This is a genomic window from Anaerohalosphaera lusitana, assembly GCF_002007645.1.
Classification (GTDB): Bacteria; Planctomycetota; Phycisphaerae; order Sedimentisphaerales; family Anaerohalosphaeraceae; genus Anaerohalosphaera; species Anaerohalosphaera lusitana.
The window spans coordinates 362,730-384,938 of the sequence record NZ_CP019791.1; the positions used below are offsets into that span (position 1 = coordinate 362,730).

Sequence of the window (22,209 nt, forward strand, 5' to 3'; positions counted from 1 at the left end):
CTCAAGACTCATGTTTCGAATATGTCTCAACCACTAGATTCCCACCATCCGCACCTCACTCCTTACCCTGGATCTCCGCCGTCTCCGCATCGATATCCTTCACCACGTGATCATACCTCTTCGGCCACTCAAACTTCGCCAGCTTCGACCTGTCATAATCCTTCAAATGCCCCCGTCCCGCACGCTCCGCAGGCGGCGAATACTTCCACTGCGACTCCCCGAACACGTCCTTCACCATCGCATACAAACGCGGATCATACTCCCTCAACTCCTCCCGCGTATTGATCTCATTGCTCACATGATCGTTCTCACCCGCCGTATCGAACCAGCACTGCACACCCACCGCCCAGTACTCCAGATGATTCTTCCCCGCGTAAGTACCTTTCCACAAACCTTCATCGACTGCCCCTTTATGCGCCTGCAAAAGCTTCGTATCAAAACTCCGATCGCACACCGACAGGCCCGTTAAATGCATAGAATGCGCGAACTCGTGTATCAGAATGTTCTGCGTCCGGTACGGATCTCCCTCCATCGCCAGCAGATTCTCTTCCCCGCAGCTTACCGCGGGTCTCAGCTTGATCGCCCCCAGCCCCCTCGCTCTTCTGTTCCAGTAGTCCGCGGGCTCCAAAGTCGCATGCTCCGGCACCATCGTCGTAAACTCATCCACCGCCATCACCGCACATTTGACCTTCGTCCGGATCATAGCATCCCTGACATCATCCAGCCCTGTAAGCATCTTGTCTATAATAAACGCCGCCTCCTGCAGCGCCATATCACTAACCCTCTCCGACCCCGCAACAGTAAACCCGTCCACATCCACCATCTTGCGATACCACTCATCCAGCCCCCGCTCCTCCCGGACCTCATCACTTATCTCCACCACCCGCCACGCCTTCTCACCGGCCTTTCCGCACTGCTCCGACTCTGTCGCACAACAGCCCTGCCCCTTCGCATCGCTCTCCCCAGCCAGAACCTGAACACCACCTGACAACAGCACCAACGAAATAAAAAAAATCCGAACACCCAACCCTGTAATATATCCATAACCCAACATATCGAACACTCCAATAAACAGCACCACGCTCAACAAAACAAAAAATGCCGCCCCCGCCAAAAACGAGAACGGCATATATTCTACATAGTCATAAAAGGCTGGTCAATTGCTTCTCACATTTGCTCAATGCGTCGCTGCTAATTTGTCATCCTTGGGAAGGCAGAAATCCAGAGAGCATAACAAGCACGCCTGTACGATCACACCGGCAACGATCAAACGCGCCCACTTGTCATCCCAAACCTGATTTGGGATCCAGAGAACAAATCGCCAAGCCGCACCCCACCAACAATCTCAACAGCACAAGCAAAACCGCATGCAACCAAACTAATCGCAAGCGGCGCCTAAGCCGCGAGAGACCAGGCCTCGCCGGCCGCATCAGCACAACTACCACTTCTCCTCATCTTCCTCATCAAAATCCTTGTACGGATCCTCTTCATCGTACAGATCATCAAACGACTTTTCATCCTCGAACAGCTTCTCAGGATCACCCTGAGCTTCCTTTTCTTCGGCTTCCTTCGCCTTCTTCTCTTCACTGCGTTTTTGCTCAGCAGCCAGAAGCTCAGCCACCGTAGGCTTATCCAGCGTCCCGCCTTCCAGGATCATCTCGACATCCTTCGCGTCCAGCGTCTCATACTTCAGCAGCGCCTCAGCCAACGCTTCAACCTTCTCGCGGTTGCTCTCCAGCAGTTTCTTCGCAGCCTCATACGACCGGCTGATCAGTTCCTTGACCTCCGTATCGATCATCTCCGCCGTCTTCTCGGAATACTCAGGCGTCGCTCCCGGATAGAAGCTCTCCCGCTGGTTACCGCTGTAATCGAGCGGCACGAGCCCTTCGCCCATGCCCCAGCTCAGGATCATCTCCTTCGCCATCGCGGTCGCCTGCTTGATATCCGAAGCCGCACCGCTGGTGATGTCATCGCAGAATATCTCCTCTGCGATACGCCCGCCGAAACAAACCTGCAACTGAGCGTGACAGTACTTCCGCGAATAATAAAGCCTGTCCTTCTCAGGCAGCGCAAACGTTGCACCGCCCATCGGCCCACGCGGAATAATGCTCACCTTGTGCAGCGGATCCGCCTCTTCCAGCGAAGCCTGCACGAACGCATGCCCCGCCTCGTGATATGCCGTCAGATATTTGTCATGCTCGTCGACTACCCGGCTTCTTTTCGCCCGGCCCCAGCGAACCTTGTCGCGGGCCTCTTCCAGATCAGGCATCTCGACATAATCTTTGTCAGCCATGCTCGCACCGATAGCCGCTTCGTTTATAAGCGCCTCAAGCTCCGCGCCGCTGAACATCGGGGTCCCGCGTGCAAGCCGTTCGAAATCAACGTCTTCACTGACCTTGACCTTCTTGGCGTGTATCCGCAGTATCTGCGTCCGTCCTTTAAGGTCCGGCAGCGGCACGACAACCTGCCTGTCGAACCTGCCCGGACGGGTCAGCGCCGGGTCGAGAATATCTGCACGGTTCGTCGCTGCGATCACGATCACCTGATCGCTCGTCTCAAAACCGTCCATCTCAACAAGTATCGCATTAAGCGTCTGTTCTCTCTCATCATGTCCGCCGCTGGCGAACGTCGCGCCCCTCTTCCTGCCGATCGCGTCGATCTCATCCAGGAAGATAATACAAGGCGAATTGTCCTTGGCCTGCTTGAACAGGTCACGTACACGCGATGCACCAACACCCACGAACATCTCGACAAAGTCACTGCCGCTGATGCTGTAGAAAGGCACATCCGACTCACCCGCGATCGCTTTCGCAAGCAGCGTCTTACCGCATCCGGGAGGGCCCACCAGCAAAACACCGCGCGGAATACGCCCGCCGATCTTGGCGAACTTCTTCGGGTTCTTCAAAAACTCGATAGTCTCAGCGACCTCTTCTTTCGCTTCCTCGATGCCCGCTACATTGTCAAACGTCACCTTCGTCTGACCCTTGCCCTGCACGCGGTGACGACTGCGTCCGAAACTCATCAGCATTCCGCCGCCCGATTTGGCGCTTCGCATGAAGAAGAAATATATGATTCCCACGATCAGCAGCAAAGGCAGCATCGAGCCGAGTATCGGCCCCCAGATATCAGGAGGCGAACCCTTGATCTCAACGTTGTTCTGCTCCAGGAAGTTCTCGAACTCCTTGGTCTCCATGAAAGGCACGTTGTTGACTTCGAAACTGGACTGCGTAAGCTCCAGCTCACTCAAACCCTGCTCGCTGAACTCACCGGTCAACTGCGCCTGCCCCATCTTGACACTGGCGACGTAACCCTTGCTGATATAATCCTTTAACTGTGAATAGTCCAGCTTCTCACCTGCCTGGAAGTTGCTGACCAGTGTCAGAACCATGATCACGATCAGCGCTATGATGATCCAACTGAACGGTCCGCGCCCCATCTTTGGCGGTTGTTTGTCCCCGCCCGGGCCCTTAGGAGGTATATTCTTATTTGGTCTGTTAGGTTTATTATCCATCGATTCGTCTTCTTCCGTTGTAAAATACTGCTTTTTTATAACCTTGCTCTTGACTGATACTGGCCTTTACGACCGGCTCCCAGCATGCCCGAAACAACTAAAACGCCGTTTTCAGCAACAAAACAGCCGTTTCATGTTGCAATCAAGTCGTAGTTAACGACCCTCAGCCGGGAATCAAAGATCGCAGTCCGAAACTGCTCAAAGGTTCCTTTCAGGTCTTGACGTATGAACAGTCAGCGCAATTACCACTCAACCTGCATACGTTCTACTATTTTTTGTGCCGCCCGGTTCATGGCAACCCGGCTGGCATAGTCAAAATCCTGCCCCAGAAAAGTCGAATATGGTGCACTGGCAGCGATTTCCTGGTTGTTTATCAATAGCTCCCCGCTCCGCAGATCTTTCCAACTGACCTGCACGGTGACGAAGGCCTCGTTTTCCAGCGGTCGGCCCGTTTCGCGATCACGGGCAAGCGTTCCTGCCCTGAGCCTGCCCACCTGGCCGGTGAGCACTGTATCCGCTAAGTCCCTGTCGGAAACTATCTTATAAGTAGTCTCGGCTTCTAGACGCTTCATGACCGCATCGCTCAGCGTATACTCAAAGCCCCGGCGGAAACTGCGCGTGTCGAACATTTCCACGTAAACGCTCGCTACATTTTCGGGATAGACCCATGTATTGCTGTAATCGCCCGCGCTGCCCACGCAGCCGACCATGCTTACGGCCGAAACCGCGATTATCAGGCTGATAACAGCCATTTTCAAAGTATTGCCAACTGTTTTCATCTTCTACCTTAACCTGTTATCAAACATTCAAGCGGTTCCGCCGTTCAGAACAACTTTCGCCGCCTGCCGATGGCTAAGCGTTTTCAAATACACATCTTATAAGCTTTCGGGTGCCGGAAGCTCCGGAAATATCTTGTGCAGTCCGTACCATTCGTCGAGCAGATCTTCAACGCCTTCGAATGTCTTTCGTTTCCAGTCTTTTTTGACTTCTACGCTCGGGTCATCACCCGGCGACAACTGTTTTTGGGCCAATACCGCCGATTTCGTGTCCGGCCAAGTATCTATAACTGCCTGGAAGTAGAGGTTCGCGGCCTGTGTTTTTTCGGCCCTGACGTAGTATTCGCCAATCTTGTACTGCTTATACGCAAGCTGTTCATCGATAAGTTCGATCTGCTGCTGAACGTTGTTTTCCTCCGCTGCCTCCGGGTAGCGGAGCTTGTAATTAACGTAGTAAGTCCTTGCCGATACGAGACTTGTGGTGTCATAGCCCGGCCCCTGATATGAGGAGTGCAACGATCTTGCCATGCCCAGCAGGGCCTTTTGACCCAGTTCACCGGTGGGCCAGGTGGCTGAAACTTCCGCCCAGGCCTGATATGCCTCGAGGTATTCGCCGCGTTTTTCGGCTGCTACGGCGATCTCTGTGAGAGCGTCTTTGGCTATAGGCGCGTCGCCGGCAAGGTCGGCGATGTGGTGCATTAGATCCGCACCTTCTTCGTAAGCGCTTAGTTTGAAAACCTTTAGGACAGGTCGCTTGCGGCCGTAGAGGTAGGCCGTGGCGATCTGGTAGGTTCGTCGCAGGGCTGATTCGTACAGCCATGAGTCGGGGTAGTCTTCGAGAAATGCCTTGTAAAGCTGAGCGGCCTTGTCGTAATTGCCGTCAGCGTACTGCAGTTCCGCGTCTATGAAAGCATCGAGATCGGGGCCCTGCAGTTCCGTAACTTCCTGTCGCAACTGGAGTAACGCTTCTTTTGCTTCCTTGGTCTTGCCGCGTGCAATTAGCTTTTTAGCGTTTGCAACTTCCATCATCTGCGACCCCTCGGGTGTATCCACCAGGTTGTCCCATTCACCCTTCGGGTTGAGACGCCAGGTGTCGGCACGGCCGGTTTCCGTGAGCGCGCAGGTCAGTGCGGCGAGGGTCAGAACTGCTATGATGAATCGCCTTAAGTCCTTTATTTTCATGCAATTAGCCTCTATTACCAAAGTGCGGATATACCTCTACGAATGCGCATTATACCGCAAGTGGAGCGGGTTGCAAAGCTTTGTTTATGACAAATATAATGCACAATTTTGGGGAGCTGAGGCGCGTCGGCGGCAGCGATCGTAAGGCTCACAACGCAGGAAGGTTTTTGGCAGTATAAAAGGGGTTTGCAAGTCCGTGAGCAGTAAATCGGTACGGCAGTGGTTGTGTCGTGGGAATTGGGCGTTTTGGACGCGAAGCGGGGGTTTGAGCGGTTTGGAGGGGTAAATTCTGTCATTTTGTGCGGGGTTTGGGCGTATAAATATGTAGACTTAAAGGGTCGGCGGGGCTGGTTATTGATGTTTTGGTTGTGTGAAAAGGGTGTATTCTGGGCTCGGATATAGGCAGGGTGAAAAGTTGGGCAAAAGCAGGCAAAAGTAAGAGTTTTGGGGGTAAAAGTAAGCAAAGATGGGGTGAAAGTGGGGTAAAAATTTCCAGCATTTTTGTATCTGCCGAGTGGTGTATAGCTCGGTGAATTATCACTGCAGAGGGCCTGAGAGTATGAAGAAATCTTTAAAGAGATGATGAGTATGAGTGTAAAGAGGTCGCTTTGCGACTCTGTTTTATGGTGGGTTCGCCAAAGGCGGCTGGCATAGTGGGTTCGGAACATCGCGTTATTCATATGGGTTGGCTGTTGGGGGTAGTCGGTGGTGCGGGCGTTGGACCGCCGCAGAATTTAACAGCCGCGCCTCCGACGAACTTTTTTGGTGTGTCCATTCTCGGCGGGATGTGAAATTATGCGGCTGGTGGGTGTGGTAGATGCTCGGGGATATTTGTGCGTTGCTCAGGTTGGCTGAGGTTTTGTGATGGGCGTTTTGTTTGATTTGGGCTTGACAATTCGGGCGTTATTGGCGGATTTCAACCATGGGGCTGGTGATGCGGGCTCAACACGTCATAGGTGCGTAAATATATGCAAAAACAGTGTCTCACACCTTACTTGTTCCATCATCCTGATTTTTTAAGGATGTATTTTGGATGTGGTTGTAATACAGACTTGCACTTGGCCCTTACTAAATGTATAAAGCGGAGTAGCAAGCTAATACAATGGTTGACTAAACGAATAGAGGAGCCAGAGATTTGATGGTTAAGGCCAATGTATACCTTCGCGATTATCTTAAGGAGAACAAATGAGAGTTTTCATCGGACGCAGCTTCCAAGACACTGACGATCCATTAATTAGGAAGATTGCTGATTTTATTGAATCACATGGGGTTGAATGTATTGATGCGAAAGCCGCAAAGAGCACCAAAGTTGAAGAAAAAGTAGTTGAACTCATTAGCTCATGTGATGTTTTTGTGGGTGTATTTACACGGTATCAGCCTACGTGCGAAGCTACAAACCCGATTAAGTTTTTTTGTAAACCCTATCATACAGAGGCTCAATACTTAACATCTAGTTGGGTCATCCAGGAAAGTGGTTCTGCCATCGGAAAAGGTAAAGCTTTAATACTGCTCAAAGAGGCTGGGGTATGTGAGTTACCCAAACTACAAGGCAATCTAGAATATATAGAGTTTGACAGGACTAATTTAGAAGAAGCCTTTCTTAAGATTGCTCAAATGATCTCTGATATGCAGAATGAACACAAGGATGAATTAGCTGAAAGCTCAAGTGAAAAACCTGATATGGATAAGGGAGTTACACCGGGCGACCCAAATTCAGAAGAAGTAGCCGGAAAGGATGAAAAGGGCGATAGAGTGACAGCACTTAAAAAAGTGTATGCCCTGATCTTTGAAGATAAATACTCGCAGGCACAAGCTACTTTTTGTAATGAAGCAAAGCCACTATTGGCAGAAGAAGATAGATTGCCTTCCTGGGCAGTTACTTTACGTCTGTGTCATGAAAGGGGAGATGTTAGTGCTTTCGAAAAGTTGGAAGCGCTAGTACATGAGAACGATAATAATCCAAGAATAATCAAACAACTGGCAATCAGATATAAGCAAATTGGTGAATGGAAACAAGCACAAAAGTACTTTGCTCTAGCTTCAAAACTGTACGACCTTACAAATCGTACAGATCATGAGGGATATATCAACACTCAAATTGAATTAGCTTGGTCTTTTGCTAAGGATGGTAGACATGATGAAGCATTTGTATTATTGAATAATTTAATAGCTCACGAAGGTTTGGAAGACGCTGAATTTGCTGCTTTCAAAACTATTGCTGGAATTAATAAAGAGTTGAAGAAATATGATGAGTTTTTCATTTATGCTGAAGCTGCTTTAGAAAAAAAACCTTTTGAAACCGATCTTAGGTTCGAATTGGCTTATACATATGCGAATCACAACAGAAAAAAACTTTCATTCTATCACTACAAAAAACTTATTGATATTGCGCCTAAAAATGCGGTCGCATTGAACAATCTGGGTGTTCAATACGATAGCTTAGAGATGTTGAGTAAGAGTGTGTCAAGTTTTAACGAAGCGGCACAATATGATAATACTCTAGCAATGGCTAATCTTGCTGATAAGTACATTGCAAAAGGCTTTATAAAGGATGCAAGAGCGATTATTGACAAGGCAAACAATCTCGATGACCCAGGGGCTAAAGTTCATCATCTTGTAGGCCAAGCCCAGGGAAAATTGAACCAAATAATAGAGAATGAAGCTGAAAAAGAAAAACGTATTTTACTTGAGGCAGAAGAACAACAGAAATTCACTTTTAGATATTTAGATGCGTGCAACAATGGACAAACTATAAGTCCATCAGAGATAGAAGGTATATGGTCAACACCACTAGGCAAAGGACAGCTGGAGTTCTCTGAAAAGGATCACTCCTTTAGAATAACTGTCATCACAAAAAAGCCTTCTTATTTATTGTCAACACAGGAAGAACCCGATTTCAAAACGTTAATTATTGAAGGAAGCTTTAAGGGATATGCAGGGACTTATAAGGCTTGTTCTCAAGGGAGCATGCTACTAGCGGATGGTTCTAATGAGTCAGGATGGCTAATCTTTAATAACTCATCAATTGAATACATGCAGGTAGCTGGTAGCAATGGAATTGAATTGGGAAGCTGGAAAATGCAAAGTCAAGAAGTAAGCAATAATTGAAGCATCAGGTTCATATAAAGCCGTGGATGAGAAACTAAAAAAATATCAGGAAATACATGAGCCTGACTTTAGGAGCACCGTATGGGTTCGAATAGATAGAAACAGCGAGGTTGAAAAACATGAGACGCTAAGAAATTTATATGATGATATCGCGTTGATTGAATTGTCGTCGGATGTCCCAGATAAAATAAAAAGCCAGTTTAATATTGCGCGAAATTTGGGATTATATACATGGTATTGTTATTCGTTTCACCAAATCTGTGAGCTTAAGGCTTTTTCGTCACTTGAATTTGCATTACGAGAAAAATTTGCTGTGAAAAGACCTGGTTTAAAAAAACTGTTAAAGCGTGCGGTGAGTGAAGGCGTTTTAACTGATTCGTGCTTTTCACATGTTGAAATCAAAGATAAAAATTCAACGTCATATTGTGAGCGGTTGATTGATGTTATTCCAGCGTTACGCAATGATTTAGCTCATGGGAGCATGACTCTGCACCATCATTCGATTGTAACGCTTAGAAAATGTGCAGATATGATTAATGGGTTGTTTGTGTAGGTTAAAATCTTTCTAGATGCTGGAATTTGGTAGAAGAATTTAGAGAAGGTGAGGCGACAGGTGGAGGTAAGTAAATAGTGGAGTCGCTTCGCGACGGTTTTTTTATGCTGGGTCCCGGATCGGGGTCCGGGATGACGGGGGGAGTGATCGGTTGGTTTTATGCTGGGTCCGCCTAAGGCGGATGACAACTTTATCTGACGGGCGGTTGTGCTTGTTATGAGCGTGCCAGCTTTTTTGTGCGTTTGAGATTGTCGTGTCGCTTCGCTGGTCGCAATGACAGCTTTTTGTGTGTGGGTTCGATGGGACGCTATGGATGCGGTGGCGTTGCAGGTTGTGGAGGAGTGTTTTGTGCGTGCATGTGTGCTCGTGGTGATCTCTGGGTCCGCCTTCGGCGGATGACAAGCATCGGGTTGAGGTTGCCGGGTCGCTTCGCTCTTCGTAATGACAGCTTTTTGTGTGGGTTCGATGGGGCGCTATGGATGCGGTGGCGTTGCAGGTAGTGGAGAAGTGTTTTTGTGCGTGCATGCGTGCTCGTAATGTTCTCTGGATCCCGGCTCGTGGGCCGGGATGACAAAGTGTGTGTTTATGCTGGGTGCGCATTAGACGGATGACAAACTTTTGGCGCGACGGCTTATTTATGCTGGGTTCGCCTGAGGCGGATGACGGGGGTGCGGTGGCTGGTTGGTTTTGTTGCTGGCGTTGGGTTTGAAGCGGTTCGGGATGGGGGTGTTAGCTATTGGATTTTTCGATGGTGAAGAAGGCGAGGTCTATTGCGGTTTTGGCGAGGACGAGGGTCAGGATGATTGCGGCGGTTGAGCCTGTTGCCTGGGTTATGGCAACGCCGGCGGCGGCTACTATGTGGATGGGGACGACTCGGAGGTAGGGTTTGAAGGTGAGTGCGGTGAGGCTTCGGCCGGAGTAGAGGGGTCTGTCTGCGAGCTGCTGGGTGAATGATACACCGTGGCTGATGAACATTATGACGGCTGCGACTGCGATGCCGGGGGTGAACAGGGATTTGATATGAGTCCAGAAGTCGTTGCCTATGCCGACGAGGCTGAAGTATGTGGGGACGTCCAGGTTTTCGGGTGGTGGAGGCTGGTAGCCGCTGAACTCTTTGAAGACGATGAAGCCGACGACTGCGCAATAGATGCTGAAGTGCATTGCGAAGGCGGGGACGTCGAGGAGCTTGCGGAGGTGTTCGGTGGAGTCGTCGCAGCGGGCGGTTGTGAGTTTGAGAAGGTTGTAGAAGCCGACGATGAACGCTTCGAGCCAGTAGATGAGCAGGATGTTGATGGCTTGCCAGCCGAGGAAGAACAGGCCGTAGAGGGGGACGAGGTTTGCGAAGATGAGGACGATGATGGAAATGCGGCTGGAGCGGAGCTCGTCCGGGTCGAGCCGGAAGAGGGCGGCGGCGGTTTCGATGAATCTGCTCATGGGTTCCTTTCTGTGTTAAAGGTTGTGACGGCGGGTAGAAATATAACAGGGTCAGAATTGTTTTGCAATGATTGAGTTGACTGTTATTATTGTACAGTGAGTAATTTGCATTTTGGCATGGGTTTATTAAAAGGCGAAGTATGAAATTCGGTAAGAATGTGTGGGTGGTTATTCGGGCGGTGATCCTTCTGGCGATTTGCGGCGGGGTTGTTTATAAGTTGAGTTCTAGCCCGGAGCTTGCCGAGGTGGATATGAAGATGCCGACGCCTGAGGGGTGGATCGAGTATATGGGTGCAACAATTTTCGTGGCGCTTGGAATAATGATTTTTGGGGGATTCGCGATACTCGCATCATGGTTGTACACAAAGTTCAGCGGGAAAAGGCCCAAGCGGGGTGATCTGAGCTGGAGGGTTTATCTGTCGAAGCATGTAATGTTTTTCGGGCCACGCCATATACATTTCAGCGGAACAAGTCCGGTGTTTGTCTTTGGGTTTATATCAGAATGTCTGGGGGCAGTTGCAGTTGGTTTTGTCGTTGCTGGTATCATAGAGGGGCTTGGGGTGCTGGCGGCGGGTGGAATTTTCTTCGGCGTGATGGCGGCGAGTTTTTTTGTGGGCAACAGGGTTGCGCTGCGACTTTTCGGCGAGGATGATGACGACGGCGGAAGTAGCGAGGCTGTTGCAAAGAGAGCTTAGGAGGTTGAGGAGTGTAATGCTATGTGATGGCCCGGCTTTATGGGCCGGGCCTGTTGGGGTGTGTCATTCCTTTGCGGAGCCGTTTTTATGCGATGCTTTGGGAGCCGGTTGGGTTTAGAGGTCGTATTCTTCGGGGTGGAACGAGTTTTTGATGTCGGGACGGTTCAGCATCTGTTCGATGAGCTCGTTTTCATCTTCGGGGAGGGAGTCGACCTGGGTCTGGAGCATGTCGAGCCAGGGAATCTCGTTGTCGCGGAGGTGGAGCTTGCCGGCGGTGTGTGCGGTGCGGAGGATTTCGAGTGTTGCAGATGCGGCGGCTCGGGTCCGGAGGTACGGAGTCGGCTGGGCGGCGATGGCTTTGCTTATTTCGATGACGACGTCGGGGCGGAGTACGTAGGCCTGTGGATCGAGGGATGCGTCGGACTCGGTGAGCCAGTCACGCATGCGGCGGGCGTCTTCGTGGGAGGATCTTGCGGCGGTGGTGAGCAGTCGGCAGTCGTAGGCGAGCTGTTCCATGGAGACGGTGGGTGCCTTGGCGGAGAGGAGCTGGACGTTCTGGACGGATTCGTTTGACCAGCAGTCGCATACGGCCTGGGCGATGTTGCCGATGGTGGAGAGGTGTGCGCAGGCGGCGGATCGGCCTTCCATGGAGATGGGGACGCCGGTGATGGCCTTGATGAAGGGGCCCTCGTATGCGCAGTCCTTGGTGGGGCCGACGGCGCCGGCGGTGACTGCGACGAGGCTGCGGGGGACGGATATGACGCGGACGAGGGCGGCGAAGATGCGGGGGATCATTTTCTGTTCGGCGAGGACCATGGCGGTGTTTGCAAAGCCGCATGCGGAGTCGCCCGAGGGGATAATGTTGTTTTGGCTGCAGGAGGTGACGATGCGATTCCAGAGGAAGTCCATGTCGCGGGCGCCGAGGATGCCGAGTGCGAATACGACGGCGGGCAGGTCGCAGGAGATGAGTGCGTTGTCGTTGACTTCCTTGCCGCCGGTGGATTCGATGGCGATCATGTCTGCGCCGGCTTCGGCTGCGCCGGCGAGGAAGGTGTCCATCGCCTGGAGGTATTTGCCGGAGCGTAGGATCGGGGGCCGGGAGAATTCGCGGATGTCGTTTATGGTGAGGCGGAGGGCAAGGGCGATGCCGTGGGTTTTATGGCATTCGGCGATCTTGTCGGCGAGCAGGCGGGTGATCTTGAGGCCCCATTCGGGGTTGGTGGTCATTTCGGGGAGGGTTTCGAACTCGACGAGCAGTTGTGGGACGTTGAGGTGGACGGCTCGTTTGAGGACGTTGTCGATTATTTCGGCGTATTCGGCGAGGACGGCGGGCATGTTGTCGGCGGTGACTTCCATGCCGGGGAGGGTGAAGTTGATCTCGGGGATGACGGTGCCTGTGCCGATAGAGAGGTCGTGGCCGCAGGTTACGGGGTTGGGGGCGGTGCCGTAGATGAAATTGTCGGTGTGTGTGATCTTGATTTTTGCTGACATGTTGGACCTTTCGGATTTATTTGTGATTTCCATTTCCATGTGGGGTTATGATACAGGGTTGCGGGCTGGATTGCCGACATTATGCGGTTAAACATTTGTCTTATCCTGCTATTCCTATGGGTTTGGTGGGGATTGATTGCGGGTTTTGGACGGGTTAGCGGCTGGCGTTGCGTGGGGACTCGCGGCTGGGTCGCCGCTCGCGTTTGGTTGGCTGCATGGGGGTTTGGTCATGCTTTTGAGATTGTTGGTGGGTGCGTCTGGCGTTTTGTTCTCTGGAGCTGCCTGCGGCGGATGACAAACTTTTGTCGCGATAGTTATTGCTGGATTGGGAACCTTCGCAGGGATGACATAAATCAGGTTGGTGCGGCCGGTGTGGGGTTCTTTCGATCGCGGTTGTTTGTCAGGTGGGCAGGTGGGTTTTGAGGTGGTTGGTTATGAGGTTGTGGACGGGTTTCAGTTCGGGGTCGTCGGGGAGGAGGCTTAGCAGTTCGGTTATCTGGCCGCGGGAGTGGAGGCGGGCGAGGGAGGCGGAGAAGTTGAGGTCGAAGATCCAGCCTAGCTGGAGAAGTTTTACGTCGGTGACGGTGCGGAGGGAGGCGTAGTCGGTTGGCTGTTTGTCAAGGACGGCTCGGATGACGTGGGGGGAGGCGTGGTGGCTGTGCGGTTCGGGGATGTCCATGACGAAGCCTTCGGGACAGTCGTGGTATTCGCGGTAGTTTTTGAGGACGACGCGGTAGATGTCGATCTTGTCGGCGTCGCGGATGAGGCGGCAGAAGAGCAGGGTGCGTTCGTCGAGGTCGGCGGGGAGGGACTTTTGGCCGTGGCAGCGGACGGCGGTGTCGATTATCTGCTGCTGGTCGGCGGGCAGGTCGGCGAGGATGCCTGTCTCGGTGAGGATGTCGGCGGAGCGGATGGAGTGGGGGAAGGTTTTTGCGTCGGCGAAGGTGCGGTGGTTGTAGAACTGCTCGAATCGGGAGATGTCGTGGAAAAGCGCGATCGCCGAGGCGATCAGGCGGTCGGTTTCGGGGAGGTCGAGGGCGTCGGTGAGGTAGTCGGTCTCGTCGCAGACTTTTTGGGTGTGGACCTCTTTGAGCTTGAGGTTGGCGGCGATGAACGGGTCGTCGGTGTTGAAGCGGGCGATGTGGTCGGCGAAGAACGCTTTGTATTTTTTCAGTTTGTCGGGTGTCATATGTTTATCGCGTCTAATTGTATGGATTCAACTGCTGCTGTTTATTCGAAGCTAACGGTGTTTTGTGCGTTTTGAGGGGTCCATGATATGGAAAGCGGGCGGTGTGGTGAAGAGAAAAATCGGGTTCATCAGGATATGACGTGGAGCTTCCATTTTGGGCCGCCGCAAAATTTGGCGGCCGTGCCTCCGACGTACTTTTTGGAGGGTCCATTCTCGGCGGACCGTGAAATTGTGCGGCTGGGGGGGGCTGGTCAAACCAGCGGGAAAAGATTTAACGCTGCACTAATTGCCGATGTTTCGTAAAGAACTAAAAATCTGGTTGATGTGAAATGGCTTGATTGGGGCGGTGATTTGAGGGATAATGGTTGTGGTGCGGCTCGCGTTGCGTGGGGACTCGCGTCTTAGTCGACGCTCGCGATTGGTTTGGCTGCATGCGGATGTTTTCGTGGTGGATGGACGGGCGTTTATAGTTTATTTCACGCATCCGGGGCGAGTGTACGATGATAAGGGTGTGGAGAAGCATGAGGATACGCTGGAGTATCGGCGGAGCTCACTGCAGGCGGCGGAGCTGAAGCTGGTAGATGGTAAGATCGTTTGTGATCGGGATGAGTATGCGAAATAAAAACTCATGGCTAAGTTTGCTGCCAGGATTCAGACGCAAAAAGAAGAAATGCTATTTACTTCGAGAACTTACTCAGTTTGATAATGCGGACAGATATGCAGGATTTGAGTTGCAATTTTTTCCAGGACATTTTCTAGTTGCAAGTAGCGAACTAGTGCCCTTTTGGAATGTGGATGGAGCAAAGGGCAGCGCACGTCCCGAGGTGGGTGAGTTTTTTGTTGCCGTGCTATGCATACATGAGGCCAAACGAATAATCCTGATGACGACAGATGATGTTTTTGTGGTAGATCCACGGACAGGTCAAAAAGACCTAGCAGTGCCGCAATCGAAATACAAGTATTTCGAATGTGTTTCATTACCAGGTTCGAAGGTAATTATAAACAGCCAGCTAAAAGCTAAAAATGGGTCTCATGAACATATGCTTTTAGTACTTAATCTTAACACAGGTAAGATAAGAGAAGTGCCCATAGATTTTAGACCAATGGGAATGTTTGTATCTGATGAGGGCTGCTGTTATTTGGAGGATCAAAAACGGACTTCATATGTATTTGAGGACATGCGTGTTATACCGTGCGAGAAGATCAAAAAATGGAGAAGGCAAGGTCATGCAGTGACCTGTTGGGATGACGGAGAGCTTATATGGACGATCTCCAAAGGGTCTAAAAAGTTTGTGGTTGGATGGGGTGATAAAAAGCTGAAGTTGAAAATAAGAAAACAGTATATCGATATTGCCAGGGTGGGTGGTTTTGTATGGGTCAGGCATGACATGAAATTGAAGCAGTATGATCGGAATGGGGACTTGAAGAACGAATTAAATTTGGAGAAAAAGTATACGAGTATGGGGGAGGATGCGGAGGGGCATTTGTGGCTGTTCGATGGTGATAGAACGGTCGACCTTTTTGATGATGATGGCAGGCTGTTCGAAACGGTAGAGCTCGACCTGCCTTTGAAAGAAGAAGTCGAAAAAGAATGTAACGTGTCACAGGCAAAGTGAATGCCGTTTTTATTAGGAGTGATATAAATGAGAGTTTTTAAGCTGTTTTTGTGTACTGCGTTTTTGGTGATTTTTACCGGTATAGCTTTCGGGCAGCGGGAGGTTGTTGTTGATTATGGTGTTGGGGAGGATGTTCGGTTTGCTGGGGGTGAGTGGGAGCGTGAGGGCAGTGCGCTTGTTGGGGGAGGTGTGGGTAAGTTTTTGTATTCTGGCTGGCAGATCGGGGAGGGGAATTTTCGGGTTGCAGTGCGGATGCGATTGGCACGGCTTGATGGGACGGCGGCGAGTTTTGTGATGGACGGGAGTCATTTCGGGTTTGATTCGCGGACCGGGACGCTGTTCGTGGAGGGGCCTTTGTTTGGGGGAACCGCTGAGATGCTTGAGGAGACGGAGGAATATTTGCAGGCGGGGGAGAGTTTCGATCTTGAGGTGGTTCGGAGGAACGGGCAGACGCGGTTTCTGATCGACGGGAGGGAAGTGTATCGCAAGGACGGCTGGGACGGGGCTGTGAAGCAGGTGGGGGTGCGGCCGTGGCGGAACGAGATGGCGGTGGAGAAGTTTGTGGTGAGCGGCAATCTGCGCGAGGCGCCGGAGCCGGTCGGACCGATAGGCGAGGCGATATTCGTCAGCGGTGAGGGCGGGTACGATACGTATCGGATACCGGCGCTGGCGGTTACGAAGGGCGGGGTTGTGCTGGCGTTCTGCGAGGGTCGAAAGGACAGCTCTGGCGACAGCGGGGATATCGATCTGCTGGTGAAGCGTTCGGAGGATAACGGCAGGACGTGGGGCGAGGCGAAGGTGGTGTGGGATGACGGGGAGAATACGTGCGGCAATCCGTGTGCGGTTGTGGATCGTGAGACGGGGACGGTGTGGCTGTTGAGCACGTGGAACCTGGGTGAGGATCATGAGGGCGAGATCATCAACGGGACGAGTGAGGATACACGGCGGGTGTTCGTTATGAGTTCTAAGGACGAGGGGCGGACGTGGAGTGAGCCGGCGGAGATCACGGAGGACGTGAAGGAGGATTCGTGGAGCTGGTATGCGACGGGGCCGGGCAGCGGGATACAGATCGAGTATCTGTACAGCAATCATAAGGGGCGGCTGGTGGTGCCTTGCGATCATATCGAGAAGGGGACGAAGCGGTATTATTCGCACGTGATATATTCGGATGACCACGGCCAGACGTGGGAGCTGGGCGGGAGAACGCCTGAGGATATGGTTAACGAGTGCGAGGTTGTTGAGCTGGAGAACGGACGGCTGATGCTGAATATGCGGAACTATGATCGGTCGAAGAAGTATCGGCAGGTTGCGTTCAGTGATGACGGCGGGAGGAGCTGGCGGGGGCAGCAGTTTGATGATGAGCTGATCGAGCCGATCTGTCAGGCGGCGATCGAACGGTATGACGGCGACGGGAACAGAAGCGAGAGTGTGATACTGTTCAGCAATCCGGCGAGTCGGAGCCGGCGGGTGAATATGACGGTGCGGGCGAGTTATGACTGGGGCGAGACGTGGAACAGGAAGCGTGTGCTGCACAGCGGGCCGAGTGCTTATTCGGATCTTGCGGTGCTGGGCAATGGTGATATCGCGTGCTTTTATGAAGCGGGCGAAGGCGGGGCGTATGAGTCGATAGTGTTTGCATCTTTTGAGTTGTCGTCGCTGCGGTAGGCGGGTAAAGTGGTTAGCGTTTTTTGAGACAGATCGACTTGATTTTTGTTTGGAGGATTTGTTATGCCGACGGTTAAGGATGTTGTCGTGAAGAAGCCGAGCGAGGCGGAGATGGCGGAGGCGAAGAGCTGGCCGACGTGGGGGTGCGAGGCTAGCGAGTTCGACTGGGACTATACGCAGACGGAGACTTGCCTGCTGATCGAGGGGAAGGTGGTCGTTACGGATCGGCCGGACAGCGGGGAGTCTGTTAGTTTTGCGGCTGGGGATATGGTCGTGTTTCCGGAGGGGCTTGCGTGTGTGTGGAAGGTGAGCGCGCCGGTGAAGAAGCATTATAAGTTTGATTAGCGGTTGTACGTGATTGTGGCGGCCGAGTTGTGGTCAGTCGCGGCTGGGTCGCGGCTCATGTTTTTTTTAGGCTTGCTGCACGGCTTAGCATGCGGATGGCTGCATGCGTTTGTGCAGGTGGTCGCTGCGGTTAGGTGGCGATGGCGTATGAGGATGGAAGTTGCTGCGTTGGGATTTGGTTCAGGTTGGGGGTAGAAAGTGCCGATGTATTATTGAAGTGGGTGGAAGGAGTCTTGGTTTGGTATTTTTAATGTGATGGGTCTTGAATTTTTGAGGGATCGGAAGTGACTATAAGACACAGGCCGGGTAATAATTCGCACAATCACAAGAAGAGTATGATCGCGGGTGCGAGTCATATGCCTAGCGAGGAGCCGTGGCGGATATTCCGTATAATGGCGGAGTTTGTGGAGGGGTTCGAGGAGCTGGCGACGGTTGGGCCGGCGGTTTCGATATTCGGATCGGCGAGGACGAAGCCGGGGCATCCTTATTATGAACTGGCCGAAGAGACGGCTTACGAGGTCGGCAAGGCTGGTTTTGGTGTGATCACCGGCGGCGGCGGGGGTATCATGGAGGCTGCGAACAAGGGGGCTGATCGTGCGGGCGTGATGAGTGTGGGGCTGAATATCGAGCTTCCGCAGGAGCAGGTGCCGAACGAATATCAGAATATGTCGCTGCATTTTCGATACTTTTTCTGCCGGAAGGTGATGTTTTTGAAGTATGCGAACGGGTTTGTGGTAATGCCGGGCGGATTCGGGACGATGGACGAGTTTTTCGAATCGCTGGTGCTGATACAGACGCTGAAGCAGGCCTATTTTCCGGTGATACTGATGGGGCGGGAGTATTGGGCCGATCTGCTGAAGTGGATCGAGGACAAAATGCTGGGGGCGGAGTATATCGACAAAGACGATCTGAACGTGTATACGGTTATCGATGATCCGAGGGAGGCGGCGAAGCTGCTGGTCGATTTCCGCGAGAAGAAGGGTAAAGGCGGGCTGGAGGAGCCTCCGGGGATCAAGCGGCCTGCGGGGCAGCAGTGGCGGTAAACTGTTGGCTGATAAAGAGATATGTAAGGCGGATCGCTTTCGGGCGGTTCGCCTTTTTTATGTCGCGAGGGGGATTTCGGCGGTGAAGGTTGTGCCTTTTTCGGGGGTGGAGGTGAATGTTACCTTGCCTTTGAGGTAGCGTTCGGTGAGCAGCTTCATGCTGTATGTGCCGAGGCCTCGGCCCTTGCCTTTGGTGGTGAAGGAGCGCTGGAAGATCTTGAGCTGGTCGGTTTCGGGGATGTGTGTGGGGTTGTGGACGGTGAAGCGGGCGTTGGTTTGGTTTTTTGTGCAGCCGAGGGTGACGCGGTGGTCGGGGTCGCTTGCTTCGACAGCATTTTTGACCATGTTGCGGAGGACGCGTGAGAAGATGGTCGGGTCGGTTAGCAGCGGGATGTCCTGTGATGCGGGGTCGAGTATGACAGCGGGGCCCTTTGGGTTGTGGTAGGTGTCTCGAAGATCCGTCAGGAGTGAAAGTGAGTTTATGGATTCGGGGTTAATACTGAGGTCACCGCTTTCGGCGTTGAGGAGGTCGCGCTGGGCGCGGATCTCTTCGATCAGTCGGGCCGCATTATTTTCTGCTGCGGCGATGGCCTTTTTGGCTGTCCGGCTGGTGAATTTGCCCTGGGTTCCGAGTTTGAGGGCCGCTGCGGTGTTTAGGATGTCGTGGAAAAAGATTCGTTCGAGTATGCGGCGGCGGTTTTCATGGCTTATGTCGCTGACTGCGGCTACGACGAAACTTTGGGAGCCAATTTTGATGGGGCTTGTGCGGATCTGCAGTTCGAGATCGTCCCCGTGCGTTTCGCGGGTTATTGAGCATTGCTGTTGTGAAACTTTGCCGTTGATGGAGGTTAGTACCGCGTTTACGGCGCCGCAGGCGGAGCAGTTGTTGGTGGTACCGCAGCCGGCTGGGTTTTTTCGGGCGTGGATGCAGCCTACGACTTCGCCCGGTCGGCGGCCGAAGATCTCTTCGACGTCGAGTGCGCCGAGAAAGTCCAGGAAGGCGCGGTTTGCGAAGATGATCTGGCGGTGGGTGTTTACGATGAATACGAATTCGGAGACGGCGTCGTAGAGTTTGTGGAGGAAATCGCAGTCCTGAAGTGTGCGGACCTGGCTTTTAATGGTCTCTGCGGCGGCTCTGTCTGGTGGTGCGAATTCTGTGCGAGTTTGTTGGATACTCATGACATTGCCTCTGGAGGTACGCAACTAAATCGGTTTTCATTGTGCTGCGAGTGTGTTTGCGGAACTCAGGATAATGAATATGACTGTTCGATGCAATAGTTTTTTGGGTTTATGCGCTTGTGTGCGTACTTTTGGGGCCGGAGAAATTGCGGCAGGATAGGCTTACGGCCCTTATCACTCGCCGATTTCACGTTTTCGCTGCGGGCGGCGTACCAGCAGATATATCAGTGCACCGAGCCAGTTGGTCAGTACGATCACCAGCACCCACACGATCTTGTCGTTGCCTTCCGACGGTTCCTTCGTCACGCAGTCGACCAGCGCCCAAATCCAGAGTACCAGTGCGATCAACCCGATCGGCAGAAAACAGCAGGGCAGGCCACAGAAAATGTTCCGCTTCATCACCGGACCCTGTCGATGGTCGAACTGCACCCGCATCGGCGCATTGAATTCAGCGTCCGGTCCGCTAACGTCCGCTTGGGCGAACCCGCAGAACAACGAACCCGCGACAATGATCAGCAAGGCGATCCATTCGTATCTCATACTCGTGTCCTTATTCTCAAGCACCAAACTTGCGTATTCTTTCCGGACGTCGGGCTAGCAGGTATATCAAAGCACCGATCCACCCCGCCAGTACTATAACCAGCACCCACACGATCTTATCATTGCCCTCGGACGGCTCCTTAGTCGCGGCCTCTACGAGCATCCAAACCCAAAGCACGGTCAGCCCCAGGCCAAACATAATAAACAGCAACACCAGAATACCACCAATGCCAGGAGTAATCATACCAAATCCCTCACAATAACCTGAACATCCCCCGAAATCCGCACCTAATCCTTGTCACTTTTGAGCTCGAGCTTGTTCTTGTAGAAGTCCTGATTGACTATTCTATGGCCCGTCTTCGTCAGAGTAATGCGATTCCAAACCTGACCGGTCATTGTATCCACCATCAAAGCGTTGTCTTCTGTGAAGTACAGCTCAAACCGCCCCACCGGCCTGGTTGCGATCCGCCGCTCCACCGGACCCAGCTTCGCCCCCATGAAAATCAGGCATCCCGCACCGATCACAACCCCGACCAGCAGGCTCTTCCATTCCAGTTTGATCATTTCGTCTCCTCGAAAATAAAATGACTCAAAAGATATCCCGCCTGATCAACAGCCGAATGTCGAGAATACCCCAACTGTCCGCAATTGACAAGCATCTTATGTAACTCCGACAACAGTAAGACACTCACGACCGCTTTTCGTTACAAAAAAATTCTCGCAATTCCAAGATATTCCCGTAACGAAATCCTCGCACCCGTGTCTTATGAGTACAGCAGCACCGAAAAATTGAAAATCTACCCCCGCTGGACCGTGGCAACACGCAAAAGCCGCCCACATCCAGCCGGGAAAACAAAACACACACTCTCCTCAGCTATAGCCGGGGTCCTCGGGCCTCGGCTAATTTTTTGATCGGGCCTAGACAGCAGAACGCCTCCAGAGGCATCGTACGTTGCGCATGAAAAAACCGCCCGGCACCACAACAAACCGGACGGCTTACTAATTACAGAAATTCAACCCGCCTGAGACGGGTGGATCGGTATTTTATTACTGGCCCTGGGGCACGATATAGATCTCGACGCGTCTGTTCTGCGCCTTGCCTTCCTTCGTCTCGTTTGACGCGACCGGGCGGTACTCGCCAAAGCCGCGAACGCTGAGACGCTCAGGATCGACGCCTGCACCAACCATCTTCTGCAGTACACCGATGCCGCGATGTGCGGAAAGGTGCCAGTTGGTCGGATGTTTCGCCTTGCTGTACTTGATCGGATCGCTGTCGGTGTGGCCGGCCACGATCACGTCGAATTCCTCGCCGTCGCCGCTGGTCATGATATCACTGAGCAGATTGATCGACTCCATCGCCTGCTGCTGGACCTGGGCACTGCCCGGGGCGAACAGGAAATCACTCTTGAACTTCAGAACGCCGCGTTCTTCGTCGAAATCGACCATGTCGTTGCTCTCGGCGAAATCGCGAAGTTTGAGACTCAGCCCCATCGGCAGCTTTACTCCGCCGCGAAGCATCTCGGCGCGGAGCTGTTCGATAAGCTGCTTTTTCGCAGCGATATCTGCCTCAAGCGCCGCGATCTCTTCTGCCTGTGCCTCAGTATCGGCCCCCATTCTTGCACGAAGCGCCTCGAGCTGCTTTTCCATCTGGTCAACCTGCAGCTCGGCGTTACGCACCTGGCTCTCCAGGCTCGTTATCGTTTCTTGCTGAATACGGTTCTGATCCTTCAGGCTTTGATACTCCTCCTGGGAAACACAACCACTGCCCGCGACAAGCAGGCCCGCAACTACCAACAACATTACAATCCTGCAACTCTTCATGACCGTATCCTTTCAAGCAAACCGCAGTACCTTAATTAGCTGTCAATTCAATAGAAACTCA

At 52.5% G+C, this 22,209-nt stretch carries 21 protein-coding genes; 9 read left to right on the top strand and 12 right to left on the bottom strand.

What is annotated here, in order from left to right:
* Window positions 1–55 precede the first annotated feature (55 nt).
* The 4 genes from STSP2_RS01575 to bamD all read right to left on the bottom strand — a co-directional run bounded on the left by STSP2_RS01575 (window position 56) and on the right by bamD (window position 5,469).
* Window positions 56–1,054 carry a M90 metallopeptidase family protein gene (locus STSP2_RS01575; protein ID WP_169852901.1) on the bottom strand — a complete coding sequence of 333 codons (999 nt, stop codon included), beginning with the start codon at window positions 1,052–1,054 and terminating at the stop codon, window positions 56–58.
* A 384-nt stretch (window positions 1,055–1,438) separates the two neighbouring features.
* Window positions 1,439–3,511, bottom strand: a complete 2,073-nt coding sequence (ftsH, locus tag STSP2_RS01580) for an ATP-dependent zinc metalloprotease FtsH (protein ID WP_205847957.1) — start codon at window positions 3,509–3,511, stop codon at window positions 1,439–1,441.
* Window positions 3,512–3,753: 242 nt separating this feature from the next.
* Window positions 3,754–4,290 carry an LPS assembly lipoprotein LptE gene (gene lptE / locus STSP2_RS01585; RefSeq protein ID WP_146659217.1) on the bottom strand — a complete coding sequence of 179 codons (537 nt, stop codon included), beginning with the start codon at window positions 4,288–4,290 and terminating at the stop codon, window positions 3,754–3,756.
* Window positions 4,291–4,386: 96 nt separating this feature from the next.
* Window positions 4,387–5,469, bottom strand: a complete 1,083-nt coding sequence (bamD, locus tag STSP2_RS01590) for an outer membrane protein assembly factor BamD (protein ID WP_146659219.1) — start codon at window positions 5,467–5,469, stop codon at window positions 4,387–4,389.
* A gap of 1,185 nt (window positions 5,470–6,654) precedes the next feature.
* On the opposite strand from bamD, the gene STSP2_RS01595 reads away from it, so the two are divergent.
* The 3 genes from STSP2_RS01595 to STSP2_RS17850 all read left to right on the top strand — a co-directional run bounded on the left by STSP2_RS01595 (window position 6,655) and on the right by STSP2_RS17850 (window position 9,529).
* On the top strand, window positions 6,655–8,577 hold the full coding sequence (locus tag STSP2_RS01595) for a toll/interleukin-1 receptor domain-containing protein (RefSeq protein WP_146659221.1): 1,923 nt from the start codon (window positions 6,655–6,657) through the stop codon (window positions 8,575–8,577).
* Between the two features lie 22 nt (window positions 8,578–8,599).
* Complete coding sequence (locus tag STSP2_RS01600) at window positions 8,600–9,130, top strand: hypothetical protein (protein ID WP_146659223.1); 531 nt, start codon at window positions 8,600–8,602, stop codon at window positions 9,128–9,130.
* Between the two features lie 273 nt (window positions 9,131–9,403).
* Window positions 9,404–9,529 carry a hypothetical protein gene (locus STSP2_RS17850; RefSeq protein WP_257787999.1) on the top strand — a complete coding sequence of 42 codons (126 nt, stop codon included), beginning with the start codon at window positions 9,404–9,406 and terminating at the stop codon, window positions 9,527–9,529.
* Window positions 9,530–9,859: 330 nt separating this feature from the next.
* Here the strand turns inward: STSP2_RS17850 and STSP2_RS17560 are convergent, their stop codons facing one another.
* Window positions 9,860–10,564 (bottom strand): DUF6498-containing protein, encoded by a 705-nt coding sequence (locus STSP2_RS17560; protein ID WP_236782723.1) that lies wholly within the window; start codon window positions 10,562–10,564, stop codon window positions 9,860–9,862.
* A gap of 140 nt (window positions 10,565–10,704) precedes the next feature.
* Here STSP2_RS17560 and STSP2_RS01615 point away from each other — a divergent pair, with 140 nt between their 5' ends.
* A complete protein-coding gene (locus STSP2_RS01615; protein WP_146659228.1) occupies window positions 10,705–11,259 on the top strand; it encodes a hypothetical protein in 555 nt (184 codons plus the stop codon).
* A 114-nt stretch (window positions 11,260–11,373) separates the two neighbouring features.
* Here the strand turns inward: STSP2_RS01615 and STSP2_RS01620 are convergent, their stop codons facing one another.
* Both STSP2_RS01620 and STSP2_RS01625 read right to left on the bottom strand, forming a co-directional pair.
* On the bottom strand, window positions 11,374–12,750 hold the full coding sequence (locus STSP2_RS01620; RefSeq protein ID WP_146659230.1) for a methyltransferase MtaB domain-containing protein: 1,377 nt from the start codon (window positions 12,748–12,750) through the stop codon (window positions 11,374–11,376).
* A 400-nt stretch (window positions 12,751–13,150) separates the two neighbouring features.
* On the bottom strand, window positions 13,151–13,939 hold the full coding sequence (locus STSP2_RS01625) for an HD domain-containing protein (RefSeq protein ID WP_146659231.1): 789 nt from the start codon (window positions 13,937–13,939) through the stop codon (window positions 13,151–13,153).
* A 418-nt stretch (window positions 13,940–14,357) separates the two neighbouring features.
* On the opposite strand from STSP2_RS01625, the gene STSP2_RS01630 reads away from it, so the two are divergent.
* The 5 genes from STSP2_RS01630 (at window position 14,358) to STSP2_RS01650 (ending at window position 18,608) form a co-directional block, all read left to right on the top strand.
* On the top strand, window positions 14,358–14,561 hold the full coding sequence (locus STSP2_RS01630) for a hypothetical protein (RefSeq protein ID WP_146659233.1): 204 nt from the start codon (window positions 14,358–14,360) through the stop codon (window positions 14,559–14,561).
* On the top strand, window positions 14,551–15,555 hold the full coding sequence (locus STSP2_RS01635; protein WP_146659235.1) for a hypothetical protein: 1,005 nt from the start codon (window positions 14,551–14,553) through the stop codon (window positions 15,553–15,555). The genes STSP2_RS01630 and STSP2_RS01635 overlap by 11 nt, the downstream gene beginning before the upstream one ends.
* A 27-nt stretch (window positions 15,556–15,582) precedes the next feature.
* The gene (locus tag STSP2_RS01640; protein WP_146659237.1) at window positions 15,583–17,220 is read left to right on the top strand and encodes a sialidase family protein; all 1,638 of its coding nucleotides are present in this window, start codon (window positions 15,583–15,585) and stop codon (window positions 17,218–17,220) included.
* Window positions 17,221–17,283: 63 nt separating this feature from the next.
* The gene (locus STSP2_RS01645) at window positions 17,284–17,565 is read left to right on the top strand and encodes a cupin domain-containing protein (RefSeq protein ID WP_146659239.1); all 282 of its coding nucleotides are present in this window, start codon (window positions 17,284–17,286) and stop codon (window positions 17,563–17,565) included.
* A gap of 284 nt (window positions 17,566–17,849) precedes the next feature.
* The gene (locus STSP2_RS01650; protein ID WP_205847958.1) at window positions 17,850–18,608 is read left to right on the top strand and encodes an LOG family protein; all 759 of its coding nucleotides are present in this window, start codon (window positions 17,850–17,852) and stop codon (window positions 18,606–18,608) included.
* A gap of 57 nt (window positions 18,609–18,665) precedes the next feature.
* On the opposite strand, the gene STSP2_RS01655 is transcribed toward STSP2_RS01650, so the two are convergent.
* The 5 genes from STSP2_RS01655 to STSP2_RS01675 form a co-directional block, all read right to left on the bottom strand.
* On the bottom strand, window positions 18,666–19,787 hold the full coding sequence (locus STSP2_RS01655; RefSeq protein ID WP_146659240.1) for a sensor histidine kinase: 1,122 nt from the start codon (window positions 19,785–19,787) through the stop codon (window positions 18,666–18,668).
* 174 nt (window positions 19,788–19,961) lie between these two features.
* Window positions 19,962–20,327, bottom strand: a complete 366-nt coding sequence (locus STSP2_RS17445) for a PLD nuclease N-terminal domain-containing protein (protein ID WP_205847959.1) — start codon at window positions 20,325–20,327, stop codon at window positions 19,962–19,964.
* 16 nt (window positions 20,328–20,343) lie between these two features.
* Window positions 20,344–20,571 carry a PLDc N-terminal domain-containing protein gene (locus STSP2_RS01665; RefSeq protein ID WP_146659242.1) on the bottom strand — a complete coding sequence of 76 codons (228 nt, stop codon included), beginning with the start codon at window positions 20,569–20,571 and terminating at the stop codon, window positions 20,344–20,346.
* Between the two features lie 44 nt (window positions 20,572–20,615).
* Window positions 20,616–20,891 carry a hypothetical protein gene (locus STSP2_RS01670; RefSeq protein ID WP_146659244.1) on the bottom strand — a complete coding sequence of 92 codons (276 nt, stop codon included), beginning with the start codon at window positions 20,889–20,891 and terminating at the stop codon, window positions 20,616–20,618.
* Window positions 20,892–21,374: 483 nt separating this feature from the next.
* Entirely contained in the window at window positions 21,375–22,148 is a 774-nt protein-coding gene (locus tag STSP2_RS01675) for an OmpA family protein (RefSeq protein ID WP_146659246.1), read from the bottom strand.
* Window positions 22,149–22,209 lie beyond the last annotated feature (61 nt).

Excerpts from the sequence above, each read along its gene's own strand:
- STSP2_RS01575 (WP_169852901.1), bottom strand. The coding sequence starts at position 1,054 with ATGTTGGGTTATGGATATATTACAGGGTTGGGTGTTCGGATTTTTTTT.
- STSP2_RS01595 (WP_146659221.1), top strand. The coding sequence starts at position 6,655 with ATGAGAGTTTTCATCGGACGCAGCTTCCAAGACACTGACGATCCATTA.
- STSP2_RS01655 (WP_146659240.1), bottom strand. The coding sequence starts at position 19,787 with ATGAGTATCCAACAAACTCGCACAGAATTCGCACCACCAGACAGAGCC.
- STSP2_RS01670 (WP_146659244.1), bottom strand. The coding sequence starts at position 20,891 with ATGATCAAACTGGAATGGAAGAGCCTGCTGGTCGGGGTTGTGATCGGT.
- STSP2_RS01635 (WP_146659235.1), top strand. The coding sequence starts at position 14,551 with ATGCGAAATAAAAACTCATGGCTAAGTTTGCTGCCAGGATTCAGACGC.
- STSP2_RS01640 (WP_146659237.1), top strand. The coding sequence starts at position 15,583 with ATGAGAGTTTTTAAGCTGTTTTTGTGTACTGCGTTTTTGGTGATTTTT.
- STSP2_RS17850 (WP_257787999.1), top strand. The coding sequence starts at position 9,404 with ATGACAGCTTTTTGTGTGTGGGTTCGATGGGACGCTATGGATGCGGTG.
- STSP2_RS17445 (WP_205847959.1), bottom strand. The coding sequence starts at position 20,327 with ATGAGATACGAATGGATCGCCTTGCTGATCATTGTCGCGGGTTCGTTG.
- ftsH (WP_205847957.1), bottom strand. The coding sequence starts at position 3,511 with ATGGATAATAAACCTAACAGACCAAATAAGAATATACCTCCTAAGGGC.
- bamD (WP_146659219.1), bottom strand. The coding sequence starts at position 5,469 with ATGAAAATAAAGGACTTAAGGCGATTCATCATAGCAGTTCTGACCCTC.
- STSP2_RS01615 (WP_146659228.1), top strand. The coding sequence starts at position 10,705 with ATGAAATTCGGTAAGAATGTGTGGGTGGTTATTCGGGCGGTGATCCTT.
- STSP2_RS01645 (WP_146659239.1), top strand. The coding sequence starts at position 17,284 with ATGCCGACGGTTAAGGATGTTGTCGTGAAGAAGCCGAGCGAGGCGGAG.
- STSP2_RS17560 (WP_236782723.1), bottom strand. The coding sequence starts at position 10,564 with ATGAGCAGATTCATCGAAACCGCCGCCGCCCTCTTCCGGCTCGACCCG.
- lptE (WP_146659217.1), bottom strand. The coding sequence starts at position 4,290 with ATGAAAACAGTTGGCAATACTTTGAAAATGGCTGTTATCAGCCTGATA.
- STSP2_RS01625 (WP_146659231.1), bottom strand. The coding sequence starts at position 13,939 with ATGACACCCGACAAACTGAAAAAATACAAAGCGTTCTTCGCCGACCAC.
- STSP2_RS01665 (WP_146659242.1), bottom strand. The coding sequence starts at position 20,571 with ATGATTACTCCTGGCATTGGTGGTATTCTGGTGTTGCTGTTTATTATG.
- STSP2_RS01675 (WP_146659246.1), bottom strand. The coding sequence starts at position 22,148 with ATGAAGAGTTGCAGGATTGTAATGTTGTTGGTAGTTGCGGGCCTGCTT.
- STSP2_RS01620 (WP_146659230.1), bottom strand. The coding sequence starts at position 12,750 with ATGTCAGCAAAAATCAAGATCACACACACCGACAATTTCATCTACGGC.